Annotated in this window: 12 protein-coding genes and 3 pseudogenes; 6 read left to right on the forward strand and 9 right to left on the reverse strand. The window is 70.8% G+C overall.

Going from position 1 to position 11,960, the window contains the following annotated elements; genetic code table 11:
- Window positions 1-556: 556 nt before the first annotated feature.
- Both EAO76_RS01755 and EAO76_RS01760 read right to left on the reverse strand, forming a co-directional pair.
- Window positions 557-1,801, reverse strand: a complete 1,245-nt coding sequence (locus EAO76_RS01755) for a HAMP domain-containing sensor histidine kinase (RefSeq protein WP_148832597.1) — start codon at window positions 1,799-1,801, stop codon at window positions 557-559.
- Complete coding sequence (locus EAO76_RS01760) at window positions 1,798-2,454, reverse strand: response regulator transcription factor (RefSeq protein ID WP_148832599.1); 657 nt, start codon at window positions 2,452-2,454, stop codon at window positions 1,798-1,800. The genes EAO76_RS01755 and EAO76_RS01760 overlap by 4 nt, the downstream gene beginning before the upstream one ends.
- 166 nt (window positions 2,455-2,620) lie before the next feature.
- Here EAO76_RS01760 and EAO76_RS01765 point away from each other — a divergent pair, with 166 nt between their 5' ends.
- The 5 genes and pseudogenes from EAO76_RS01765 to EAO76_RS01790 form a co-directional block, all read left to right on the forward strand.
- Complete coding sequence (locus tag EAO76_RS01765) at window positions 2,621-3,145, forward strand: hypothetical protein (protein WP_148832600.1); 525 nt, start codon at window positions 2,621-2,623, stop codon at window positions 3,143-3,145.
- A 1-nt stretch (window position 3,146) separates the two neighbouring features.
- Complete coding sequence (locus tag EAO76_RS01770) at window positions 3,147-4,286, forward strand: peptidoglycan-binding domain-containing protein (RefSeq protein WP_148832602.1); 1,140 nt, start codon at window positions 3,147-3,149, stop codon at window positions 4,284-4,286.
- Entirely contained in the window at window positions 4,283-5,011 is a 729-nt protein-coding gene (locus tag EAO76_RS01775) for an ABC transporter ATP-binding protein (RefSeq protein WP_187438425.1), read from the forward strand. Before EAO76_RS01770 ends, EAO76_RS01775 begins: the two co-directional genes overlap by 4 nt.
- Window positions 5,008-6,201 (forward strand): ABC transporter permease, encoded by a 1,194-nt coding sequence (locus tag EAO76_RS01780; RefSeq protein ID WP_262375227.1) that lies wholly within the window; start codon window positions 5,008-5,010, stop codon window positions 6,199-6,201. The genes EAO76_RS01775 and EAO76_RS01780 overlap by 4 nt, the downstream gene beginning before the upstream one ends.
- A gap of 338 nt (window positions 6,202-6,539) precedes the next feature.
- A pseudogene (locus tag EAO76_RS01790) lies at window positions 6,540-6,953 on the forward strand (transposase); the annotation flags it as partial.
- 9 nt (window positions 6,954-6,962) lie between these two features.
- Here the strand turns inward: EAO76_RS01790 and EAO76_RS01795 are convergent.
- The 7 genes and pseudogenes from EAO76_RS01795 to EAO76_RS01820 form a co-directional block, all read right to left on the reverse strand.
- Complete coding sequence (locus tag EAO76_RS01795) at window positions 6,963-7,829, reverse strand: hypothetical protein (protein ID WP_148832604.1); 867 nt, start codon at window positions 7,827-7,829, stop codon at window positions 6,963-6,965.
- Between the two features lie 27 nt (window positions 7,830-7,856).
- Window positions 7,857-8,015 carry a hypothetical protein gene (locus tag EAO76_RS44295; protein WP_187438426.1) on the reverse strand — a complete coding sequence of 53 codons (159 nt, stop codon included), beginning with the start codon at window positions 8,013-8,015 and terminating at the stop codon, window positions 7,857-7,859.
- Window positions 8,016-8,042: 27 nt separating this feature from the next.
- Window positions 8,043-8,447, reverse strand: coding sequence for a DUF6415 family natural product biosynthesis protein (locus EAO76_RS01800; RefSeq protein ID WP_148832606.1), 405 nt, complete (start codon window positions 8,445-8,447; stop codon window positions 8,043-8,045).
- Between the two features lie 90 nt (window positions 8,448-8,537).
- Window positions 8,538-9,427, reverse strand: a pseudogene (locus tag EAO76_RS01805) (IS5 family transposase); the annotation flags it as partial.
- Between the two features lie 199 nt (window positions 9,428-9,626).
- Window positions 9,627-10,004, reverse strand: coding sequence for a nuclear transport factor 2 family protein (locus EAO76_RS01810; RefSeq protein ID WP_148832608.1), 378 nt, complete (start codon window positions 10,002-10,004; stop codon window positions 9,627-9,629).
- A gap of 78 nt (window positions 10,005-10,082) precedes the next feature.
- Complete coding sequence (locus EAO76_RS01815; RefSeq protein ID WP_262375232.1) at window positions 10,083-10,613, reverse strand: transposase; 531 nt, start codon at window positions 10,611-10,613, stop codon at window positions 10,083-10,085.
- Entirely contained in the window at window positions 10,610-11,149 is a 540-nt protein-coding gene (locus tag EAO76_RS01820; protein ID WP_148832612.1) for a winged helix-turn-helix domain-containing protein, read from the reverse strand. The genes EAO76_RS01815 and EAO76_RS01820 overlap by 4 nt, the downstream gene beginning before the upstream one ends.
- Window positions 11,150-11,323: 174 nt before the next feature.
- Here EAO76_RS01820 and EAO76_RS01825 point away from each other — a divergent pair.
- A pseudogene (locus tag EAO76_RS01825) lies at window positions 11,324-11,839 on the forward strand (DinB family protein).
- Window positions 11,840-11,960: the final 121 nt, after the last annotated feature.

Genomic DNA, 11,960 nt, shown 5'->3' on the forward strand with positions numbered 1-11,960 from the left:
GTGGTCCGGACGATCACCGTCACGCACCGCGGCAGGGTGACCGCCGTCCCCAGGAATGGAGGCGGCCTCACTGTGCGCGTCGAACTTCCGCGCCACAGCCGCAAGGTCGGCGCATAGCCAGGAGATCCCCACGCTCATACGTGATGCCGACCAGACAGGTGGCGCATGAGCTGGTCGAGAGCGTAGGCCAGGCCGGCCTCGTACCGGTCGGAGTCCAGGTGGCGGGTGGGRCTCGTCCTTGCGCACCCACGACTTCGCGGTGATACCCAGATCTGCGGACGCAGGCTAGGTGCAGGTCAGGACTGGACGTTGTCTCGGCGGTTGACCTCGGTTCGTCAAGACGAGCGGGGCGCGCTCGTCAACGGGCCACCCTCGGTGTGGACGTACGTGGCGGTGGCCGCAGATCTSGGRATCACCGCGGGCGTGGGTGCGCAAGGACGAGACCCACCCGCCACCTGGACTCCGACCGGTACGAGGCCGGCCTGGCCTACGCTCTCGACCAGCTCATGCGCCACCTGTCTGGTCGGCATCACGTATGAGCGTGGGGATCTCCTGGCTATGCGCCGACCTTGCGGCTGTGGCGCGGAAGTTCGACGCGCACAGTGAGGCCGCCTCCATTCCTGGGGACGGCGGTCACCCTGCCGCGGTGCGTGACGGTGATCGTCCGGACCACCGCGAGTCCGAGCCCGGAACCGTTGCCTCTGTGTTCCTGGCCACGATGGAACGCCTCGAACAGAGACGGGATCTCGTCCGGTGTCAGCACGGGGCCGGTATTGGCGACCTCGATGTAAGCCGCGGCGTCCGTGGTGCCGGTGGCCACCGACGCCGTGCCGTCACGGTGGTTGTGCCGCACCGCGTTGGACAACAGGTTCAGCGCGATCTGCCGGAGCAGCGCCGGGTCGCCCGCGACTGGCGCGGGCTCCGGTGTGCCGGCGATCCGGATACCGGCCGTACGGGCCTCGTCGGCCAGGTCCGCCAGGGCGTCCCGGGCTGCGTCCGCGAGGTCGGCCGGTTGCGGTACCGGCGCTTCGGCCTCGCCGCGCGCGAGCGTCAGCAGCGCCGCGATCAGCTGTTCGGTGCGGGCGTTGGCGTCCAGCGCGCGCTGGACAGCGGGTTTCAGGTCGGTGGGAACCCGGCCCTGCGCCAGCGGGATCTCCAACGCGGTGCGTTGGAGGGTGAGCGGGGTACGCAGTTCATGCGAGGCGTGTGCGGTGAAGCGGCGCTGCGCGGTGAAACTGTGGTCCAGGCGGTCGAGCATCGCGTCGAAGGTATCGCCGAGTTCGCGGACCTCGTCGTGCGGGCCGGTCAGGCCGAGCCGTTCGTCCAGCGTGTTGCCGGTGCTGATGCGCTGGGCAGCTGCGGTGACCTGGCTGAGCCGGCGCAGAGAGCGGCGGCCGGCCCACCAGGCGAGCGCGGCGGCGAGCACGGTGAAGGCGACGAGCATCAACAGGGACCGCAGCAGGAGACCGCCGAGGACGCTGTCCTGGAAGTCACTGAAGGCCTGCGCGGGGTCGACCGCCTCGGCGGCGGTCGACCCCGGCGTCTCGGGTGGCTCGGCGTCCTCGGCCGGTGCGGCACTGGAGCCCGGCATCGGCGGGCCGGCCTCGGTCATGGCGGTGTCGGTCGTGGCGGCCGGCACGACGAGATCGCGGTACGCCTCAAGGAGCTGTCGGGAACTCAGCCAGTTCAACAGGAGCAGCCCGCAGCCGAGGACCGCGAAGACGGCCGTCGTCACCAGCGTCAGTCGGCCGCGCAGCGGCAGCCGTTGCGGCGACGGGAGGCGGAGGCGAGCGCGGTTCACAGCCGGTATCCGTAGCCGGGGTCGTGGACGATCAGCGCGGGTTCGCCGATCTTGCGGCGCAGCGCGTGCACGGTGACCCGGACCGCGGTGGTCGCCGGGGCCAGTGCGGTGTCCCACAGCGCTTCCAGCAACTGCCCGGTGGCGACCGGGGCGCCGTCCGCGGCGAGCAGCAGTTCCAGGACGCCGAGCTCCCGGGGGGTGAGCTTCAGCGGCCGGCCGTCTCGTTCGGCGACTCTGCGTACGGTGTCCAGGCTCACCCCGTGTCTGCTCAGCACCGTGCTGGAGCTGCCGCCCGGGGACCGGCGTCCCAGCGCGCGCAGCCGGGCCACCAGCTCCAGGTACGAGAACGGCTTGGCCAGGTAGTCGTCGGCGCCCTGGCCGAGCCCGTCGACCAGGTCGGAGAGGGTGCCGGCGGCGGTCAGCATGAGGATGCGGGCCGGGTAGCCGACCGTGTTCAACGCGCGGCAGACCGCGTCACCGCTCTGTTTGGGCAGGTCCCGGTCCAGGATCAGGACGTCGTAGTCGGCCGCGGCCGTCAGCTCCAGCGCACGGGCGCCGTCGTGCGCGACATCGCAGGCCATGCCCTCGTCACGCAGTCCCTCGGCCAGCATCGTGGCCAGATCGACCTCGTCCTCGACGATCAGCACCCGCATTCCGCCTCGCTCCGTTCTGCCGCACCGCGCCCCGCTGAGCCATGTGCCCACCAGTCTGCGCCCACGGGGGTTAGCCGACGGTTAGCCCGGCTCTGACAAGTGGCTAACACCCGGGTCCCTAGAACTGTCGTACGTCATCGTCGACATCCGACAAGGAGATCGAGAAATGCACGGTCGAACCCGAAGGACCCTCCTGGCGTCAGCCGTCATGGCGGCGGCACTCCTACTGAGCGCCTGTTCCTCGGACGACCCGGCGCCCAGGGTGGCCGGGGACAACGGCGCGAAGAAGGCCGAGCAGCAGGACGGTGCCGCACTCCGGCAGGCCTGGGTCGCTTGCATGCACAAGCAGGGGCAGACGGACGTCGAACAGGACAAGGACGGCAACATCACCTTCCCGGCGTCCGGCACCGACGGCGCGTCGGCCGAGGGGTACGAGAAGGCCGCCAAGATCTGCGACGCCAAGGTCCCCGGCGTCCAGCAGGTCACCGGGAAGACCCAGGAAAAGCTCATCGCGCAGGCGCGTGCCTTCGTCGCGTGCGCACGCAAGAACGGCTACCCGGACATCCCCGACCCCGACCCCAAGGAGGGCATCCTCACCTTCACCGCGAAGACGTTCGACGTGGCCAAGTGGGATGCCATTCAGCCGTCCTGCGGCAAGCTCCCGATGCCCGGCTACACGATCGGCGGATGACATGAGCCGCACCGTCAAGACCGCCGCCCCCGCCGACAGCACGCCGGCCCGGGCACGGAAGAATCGCCGAAGCGTCGTCGTCCCCCTGCTCCTGGTCGCCGTGCTCGGCGGTGCGGGCGCACTCGCGGTGACCCGCCCCTGGGAGCGCGGAGAATCCACCACCGGGCAGGCGCCCGTCGCCCACGACGTCGTCGCGGTCGGGAAGGGCTCGCTGTCCACCGGCATCCAGGCCGGCGGCACACTCGGCTTCGACAAGCCCACTCCCGTCGTCGCCACGGGCGGGGGCACGCTCACCGCGCTGCCCGCCGTCGACACCGTCGTCAGGACGGGCGGCAGGCTCTACGAGGTCGATGGCCGGCCCGTGGTGCTGCTGAAGGGCGCGCGGCCGATGTGGCGCGACCTCGGCCCGAAGGCGACCGACGGCCCCGATGTCGAACAGCTCAAGCGCAATCTGATCAAGCTCGGCCACGCCGAGGGGCTCGGCCTGGAGGCCGACCAGAAGTTCACCCCGGGCACCGCCACCGCGGTCAAGCGTTGGCAGAAGGCGCTCGGCGTGCCGCAGACCGGCACAGTCACGCTCGGCAGCGTGGTGATGCTGCCGCAGGGGACCGTACGCGTGCAGCAGGTGGGCGCGCAGCTCGGCGCGGCGGTCGGGACCGCGTCGGTCCTGACTGTGACCAGCACGGATCTGGTGGTGACGGTGCAGCCCGCCGAGAACCAGCTCTCCCGGTTCAAGCCCAACGGCAAGGTGACCGTGAAGCTCGCGGACGGCGGCACGGTCAACGGCCGCATCCGCTCGCTGCTCCGTGGCGGCACAGACGACGGGGAGGGCGGATCAGGCGACGGCGGCTCGGGCAAGACCACGGTCACCGTCGCATTGGACGCCCAGGGCCCGGCCAAGAAGTCCGGGCCCTCCTCGGTGGTCGTCAGCGTCGTCGGCGACAGCGTCAGCGACGCGCTCATCGTGCCGGTCACCGCGCTCCTCGCGCTGGACGGCGGTGGCTACGGCGTAAAGGTGGCCGGCGGAGCCGACGCCACCGCCGCCCGGCTGGTCACGGTGCGGCTGGGGCTCGTCGCCGACGCCAAGGCGCAGATATCCGGCGACATCCGGGCCGGCGACCAGGTGGTGGTCCCGAAGTGACGGTCTCTCAGTCATCGGGCGACGCCCCGGTCCTGGAGCTCACCGGAGTCGTCAAGGAGTACCCGGGATCGCCGCCGCTGCGCATCCTGCACGGCATCGACCTGACCATCGAGGCGGGCGAACTCCTCGCCGTCGTCGGCCCGTCCGGCTCCGGCAAGTCCACCCTTCTCGCTCTGCTCGGCTCGCTCGACCGGCCCACCGACGGACGGCTGCGATTCGAAGGGCGCGACCTGTCCGGCCTCTCCGATCCCGAGCTGGCCGCCTTGCGCGCGCACCGGATCGGCTTCGTCTTCCAGCAGTTCTTCCTGCTGTCGGGGCTCAGCACGGTCGAGAACGTCGCCGCCGGCCTCCTCTATAGCGGCGCGCCGATCTCCGTGCGCCGTGCCCGCGCCGCCGAAGCGCTTGGCGAAGTGGGCCTCGGCCACCGGCTCGGCCACCGTCCCGACCAGCTCTCCGGCGGCGAGAAGCAGCGCGTCGCCATCGCCCGCGCGCTCGTCGGGCGCCCCGCGCTGTTGCTCGCCGACGAGCCCACGGGCGCCCTCGACAGCGTCTCCGGAGCGTCCGTCGTCGACCTGCTGCGCACCCTGAACGCCGACGGCACCACGGTTGTCGTCATCACCCACGACCGCGACCTGGCTGCGTCCTTCCCCCGGCGCATCGGCATCCACGACGGCCGCATCGACTTCGACGAACGTGGCATGAACCCGGCGGGAGCGGCCCTGTGACATCCACCCCGCGCCGCACCCGGCTGCGTCCGACGGACCTGCTGCGCCTCGGCATGATCGGTCCGCGCACCCGGAAGATGCGCTCCGCGCTGTCCGCGCTCGGCATCTCGCTCGGCATCGCGGCCGTCATCGCGGTGACCGGCATCTCGCACTCCAACCAGGCGCACCTGCTCGAACGGCTCGACCAGCTCGGCTCCAACCTGCTCACCGTCGCCCCCGGCAAGGGACCCGACCAGAAGCCGGTGCCGCTGCCGCCCACCGCCGAGAAGATGCTCGCCAACATCGCCCCCGTCCAGCAGGTCACCGCGACCGGGGCCACCGAGGCCCACGTCTACCGCAACGACCTCGTACCGGCGGAACGGACCGGCAGCATCCCCGTGCTGGCCGCTCGGCTCAACCTGCTCAGCGTCCTGCGCATGCACATGAAGAGCGGGCAGTGGCTGGACCGGGCGAGCCAGAATCTCCCGGTGACCGTCCTCGGCGAGCAGGCCGCGCAACGGCTCGGCGTGAGCGCGCCGGGCGAGCGTGTGTGGCTGGGCGGGCAGTGGTTCGTCGTCGGTGGAATCCTGGCGCCGAACGAACTCTCTCCCGAGCTCGGCGCCGCCGCCCTGGTCGGCTGGCCACAAGCCACCGCCCACCTGGGCGCGGACGGCACCGCCGCCACCGTCTACCTCAGGACGTATCCGGAACGCGTCCCCGATGTGCAGGCGGTGGCCGGGGCCACCGCGGACCCCGCCAACCCGAGCACCGTCGCGGTCAGTCGCCCGTCCGACCTGTACACGGCACGCGCCGAGGCGAAGAACGCCCTCACCGGGCTGGTCCTCGCCCTCGCCGGAGTCGCCCTGCTCGTGGGCGGCGTCGGCATCGCCAACACCATGGTCGTGGGCGTGATGGAACGCCGCGGCGAGATCGGACTGCGCCGCGCGCTGGGCGCCCGAGGCGGCCAGATCGCCGCGCAATTCCTGCTGGAGGCCGTCCTGATGGGCTTCATCGGCGGCGTCGGCGGCCTGCTCGTGGGCGGCCTCACCGTCTACGGCTACGCGTTCGCCCAGGGCTGGCCGGCATCGATCCCGCTCTACACGGTCGTCGCCGGGCCGCTGGTTTCGGTTCTGGTGGCCGCCCTGGCCGGAATCTACCCGGCACTGCGCGCCGCCAAGGCGTCCCCGACGGACGCGCTCCGCTCGGCCTGACGGCCCGCACGCCGCCCCGGAAGGGACAGTTCGCGCGGGACGAGGGTGCTTGCCACGGTACTTGCACCCGGCCCSGGGCCGGGTGCAAGTACCGTCTGGTCCCCTGACCACCCGCAGGGCTGGCACCGCTTCGCGACCACCGAGCCGCCCGCACCGCCGGGCCCCGGCACAGCCGCGCGCAGCGAAGACGAACGTCTCGCGTATCACTCCGCGTTCGTCACCCTGCACACGCCGGCGCTCGACACCCTCACTATCGGCGTACGGACCTTGATGATCCTGGGCCGGCACCAGCAGGCGACCGCCCGCCCGCCACTGATCGTCACCGGGCCCGCGACGGCCGGGAACATCGCGACTTCGAGGTGATCACCAGCATGCCGGGCCTGGGCATGATCCTCGGTGCCGAGTTCCTGGCCGCGATCGGCGGCGACATGACAGTCTTCGGCACCGCAGACCGACTTGCCGGGTTCGGCGGTGTCGCCCCCGTTCCCCGCGACTCCGGCAAGATCAGCGGAAATCTTCGCCGTCCACGACGCTACAACCGCAGACTCCAACGCGTCTTCTACATCTCCGCGTTGTTCAGCATCCGCCACTGCGAGGAGTCCCGTCGGTTTTACGAACGCAAGCGAGCCGAAGGTAAGCGCCACATCCAAGCAGTCCTCGCCCTGGCCCGCCGCCGCGTCAACGTCCCCTGGGCCCTCCTGCGGGATGGACGGACCTATGCAGTCACGCCACCTACCGCCCGCGCGGCTTGACAGACCGCATTAGGAATCACTGTCCGGCGAGCGGTTCAGGGGCCATCCCTCGGTGAAGGCCCTGAGCTGACCTCGCTGTCGTTCTTCCTCCGCGATCTGCTCGGTGAGAATGCGGCGGTCGATGTACGGCGCGACGGCGGCGAGGACCAGGCGCTGCAGCTCGGTCGGGTCGAGTGCCTCGACCTCCCACTGCACCGGCTGGCCGGGGTCGAGCCCGTACCGGCGGGCGAACCCGGCCCAGCGCGGGTCGCCGGCCTTTCCCGTGGTCGCGGGCAGCTCGTACGCACGGACCTGGTCGTGCGTGAGCAGTACCCTGGTCACCGAGCTCCAGCAGCCTGTGCGCTCCACCCAGTCCCGTTCGATGTCCTCGCCCGAGCAGTCGAAATCACCCACCATGAGTAGGCAGGCTTCGCGTTGCTCGTGGGCGACGCGGTCGCGGACGACGTCGGCGTAGGACTGGGAGCTGAAGCCGCGGACCACGAGGACGGGGATGCCCGCGGACTCGAGCCAGCCGGTCAGCTGCTGCCGGAGGGTGTCCTTCTCGGCGGCGACGTACAGGGCCTGCTTCTGGCCCGTGGTGCGGTCCAGGCGGAACCAGGTGGGCACTTCGGTGACGAACGTGTCCGCGTCCGGCCAGGCCGGCGGGACGTGGACCTCGCGGACGGTGTCGATCAGGTCAGGGAAGCGGCCCTCCCGGCGGGCCTGGGCCAGCCGCGCGGACAGCCGCCGGTACATCGGCGGCGTGTGCGGCAGCACTCCCTCGGCGGCGAGCCGGTACATCACCTGCCGCAGCGTGACCTTGAGCGGTGCGTACCTGTCCACGATCTCCCGCGCCCGGTGCACCACGGCCGTCCACCGGATCCGTTCACCAGCCATACCGGTACATGTACCCCTCCGGCGTCGTCACCGCGCAAGCTGCCAGCGGCGCAGGCCTTCGACGAGTTCGCGGTGCCATTCGGTGCGGCGCGGCACGTACGTGTCGGGCGCCGCGCCGAGTGCGACGGCCTGGTCCGTGATCCTGTAGGTGACCCGGTGGGCCAGGACCCGGGCGGCGTGGTCCATCCGCTTCTCCGTCTTGTGCAGCGCGGGTCAGCCGACGGACGGTGCAGCCCTGTCCGGGGCGTGCGCGGCCTCCAGCCGGTCCAGCCTCTCGTAGAGGGCCCGGACCAGGCGGGCGCGGTTCTGGACGCAGCGGATGGTGCCCTTGGGCGGTACGGACAGGCGGCGGTCGGCTTCGCGGAGGACGATTTCGGCGAGGGCGCCGCGGCCGTCGCTTTTGGGCAGGGCGGCGGCGTGGCGGCGGACGTCGTCGGCCACGGCGCGGGCGTGTCCGGCGAGCTGGAGGGCGAGCTGTTCGTAATCGTGGGGTTCGAGGTCGGGGTCCTTCCAGGCGAGGACGGCGGTGACGAGTGCTTCGTACGGGGCGCGGTCCAGGGGGATTTCGGCTTCGAGCGGGCCGTCGGAATCGTGGAGCACGAGGTACCTGTCGCTCACCGGTGCCCCACCTCGTCGCCCTGGCCCTGGTCCTGGTTGTGGTTGCCGGGGCCGGTGCCCGGGGCGGCTAGGGTCTGTGTGATGTCGCGATCAATCGGCTGCTCGTAACAGGTCTTCGATCCAGATCATCGAGGCGCGGAGTTCGAGGCCGGCGAGGTAGCTCTCGGGGGTCTTGTCGAAGCGGGTGGCGATGCCGCGCCAGTCCTTCAGCCGGTTTATCAGGCACTCGATGGTGTTGCGCTCCTTGTAGAGGTCTGCGTCGTGGCTGACCGGCCTGCCCCCTCGGCTGCCTTTCTTCGTGCGGTTGGCGGCTTGGTCCTTCTTCTCCGGGATCACCGCCTTGATGCCGCGTTTCCGCAGGTAAGAGCGGTTACCGCGAGACGAGTAGGCCTTGTCCGCGGCGACGGCGCCCGGTCGGGTGCGGGGCCTGCCGACCGGCAGGCGGACGCGGATCTTGTTCAGCACGGGGATGAACTGCGGGCTGTCCGCGGCCTGCCCGGCGGTCAGAACGAACGCCAGCGGGCGACACCTGCGGTCGGCGGCGAGGTGAATTTTGCTGGTCAGCCCGCCGCGGGACCTGCCGAGCAGGGCTTCCCTCAGGCGGAGCCGGTGCCGCCGTCGGACGCGTCGCCGTTCTTCCCTCCCGGGGTCGCTTGCGCTGTCCTGCCCGTTCCGTCCCCTCGCGCCGCCCCCTTTTGCCGGGCCTGCTCCTCCTCGGCAGCGGCTTCCTCCAGGGCGTCCAGCACCTCGCGGTCCACTTGCATCCCAGCCGCGTCATGGTGAGCGCGGACCGTGGTGGAATCCACGCTGACCAGCGACAAGTCCGTCCTCCCCCGGCGGGCGGCCTCGGCGATCAGACCCTCCAGCAAGGCGGTGAACACACCAGTGTTCCGCCAGACCCGAAAGCGCCCGTAGACGGTCGGCCACGGCCCGAACTCGGCCGGCATCTCACGCCACTGCGCGCTGGTCCTGAACCGCCAGCAGCCGGGCTCCGGGCTCCGGGCTCCGGGCTCCGGGCTCCGGGCTCCGGGCTCCGGGCTCCGGGCTCCGGGCTCCGGGCTCCGGGCTCCGGGCTCCGGGCTCCGGGCTCCGGGCTCCGGGCTCCGGGCTCCGGGCTCCGGGCAAGCATCGGCCGGCCACACTCCGGCCGATGCTTCGGTCCTGCGTCGGGGCCCCTCCTTACATGAGTTCGACGAAGGCGGCCCGCCACTCCGGGCGCGGGTCGGCGCCGAGGCTCGTCCAGTACTCCCTCGCGCGGACGATCCGCCCGTCGCGGACGGACCAGAACGACACTGCGCGGAACACCCCGATGCCTTCGTGCGGAACCTCGACCTCGGAGACGACCTCATCGCCGTCGGCCACGATCCGGAGCACCCGGATCGCCCAGCCCTCCGGGTACTCGCGGTTCACCGCGATGTAGTTCTCCCTGCCCACCATGCGCTCACCGCTGACCGGCCACTCGACGACGGCATCCTCCGCGACCAGTGCGGCAATGCCGTCCCAGTCCCGCGCCTGCATCCGGTCCCACAACGCCTCAATCACTTCCGAAGACTTCATTCGGCGAACTCTGCCAGACACCTCTGACAGTCACCCCTGGTCATTACTGAGGTTGAACTCGTGATGTCGCTGGGTTACTCAGGTGGGTTTGATGGTCAGGCCGGTCTCGGCGAGGCAGCCGTCTATGAGGTCGCTGCGGTACTGGATGTGGCGTAGACCGCGTCGGATGCGCTGGACGAGGTGGCCGGGGGTGCTGAAGGCGACGTTGGAGAGCCAGCCACGCCGCAGGAGTGACCAGATCCCTTCGACGGGGTTGAGGTCAGGTGCGTAGGGTGGCAGGTAGTAGATGGTCAGCCAGTCCCGAGAGGCGGCGAACTCCCGCAGGCCGGCGGCCTTGTGGACGTTGAGGTTGTCCCGGACGAGCACGATCGGGCCGCCGAGCTGTTGGTGGGCGGCGATCAGCAGGTCCCGGTAGTCGCGCCAGGAGAAGCTCTTGCGGCCGTCACGTTGGCCGTCGTCCCTGCGCGGCCGGTAGATCAGGCGGGACCGGTGGCCGGGTCTGTAGCAGGTCAGCGCCGCGATCGATATCCGTCTGCGGGAACGGCCACGCACCCGCACCACCGGGGTCCGGCCGCGCTGTGACCAGGTCCTGGCCTGCGGCGGCGTCATGGAGAATCCGGCCTCGTCCTCGAAGACCAGCCAGGCTCCACGGGCCGCCGCGAGCCTTCCGCGCAGGGCCACACCTCCTTGACCCACCCGGCCACCGCCTCGTCGTCCCGCTCCATCGCGCGCCGGGCCGGGACCTGGCAGGACCAGCCGTTACGAACCAGCAGCTTGCGCACGCCCTGGACCGTGTAGGTCAGGTGGAAGCGCCGGCCGATCACCGTCTTCACGCGGCTCAGGGTCCAGCGCTGGTCTTCCCAGCCGTGCGCGGCCGGGCCCTTGGCCAGCTCCGCCTCCAGCTGGGCGAACTGCTTCTCGCTCAACCTCGGCAGCGACGCCGGGCCCTGCGACCGCAGGGCCCGCGGACCGTCCTTGTCCCACATCCGCCGCCATCGCTGCACCGAACGCACGCTGACCCGCAGGTCCTTGGCGATCACCGAGCTCGCCTCGCCCCGGGCGAACCCCTCGGCCGCCTTCAGCCGTAACTCCTCGCGGAACTGCTGCCGTTCGGCGGTCAGCCCGCCCCCTTGTGGATACCGCATGCCCCGGTGATACCGCACGGACGGCCAGCCGTCAGCCTCTACGACACCACGAGTTCAATCTCAGTAACTCGCACCAACACCCCGATGTCCCCAACCGTGACGAAGACCATCAATCGCGGAAGGGCCCGTAAATCCAGGTGTCCCCTCCCGACCGCCCCGGTAGCGTGCGCCAGCATGACATCGGAACTGGAACGCCCCCCGCTCCAAGCGGACGAGCGCACCGCGCTCATCGGCTGGCTGGACCTGCAGCGGCAGATCCTACGCTGGAAATGCGAAGGGCTGAGCGATGAGGACGCGCACCGCCCGGTCATCCCGACCTCACCAGTCATGACGATGGCCGGTCTCATTTCCCACATGCGCTGGACCGAGCACATGTGGCTGGAGGTGCTGTTTCTCGGCGGCGACGAGAAGTAGAACCCGTCGTTCGACGAGTCGAGCGAGGACGCCGACTGGCACACCGACGGCCGCTCCCTCACCGATCTCCTCGCGGAGTACGAGGCCCAGTGCGCCCGCAGCAACGAGATCGTCGCCGCGGCCTCCCTGGACGACGTCGGCCGACACCCTGACTTCCGCTCCGGCAGTGCCAACCTCCGCTGGATGCTGATCCACCTCGTCGAGGAGACGGGGCGGCACGCGGGGCACGCAGACATCGTCCGAGAGCTACTCGACGGCACGAAGGGCTATTACTAGCGCGGCTCCGCGTAGCGGGCCCTTGCCTCAGGAGCCAGGCCAACACGCCTCACGGCCAATCGCGGGAGAGCCCGTTACCGCTTCCCGAGCAACCGCACAATCGAACATCGCTGGCGCGCCG

The organism is Streptomyces sp. sk2.1 (genome assembly GCF_008120935.1).
In the GTDB taxonomy this organism is placed as follows: domain Bacteria; phylum Actinomycetota; class Actinomycetes; order Streptomycetales; family Streptomycetaceae; genus Streptomyces.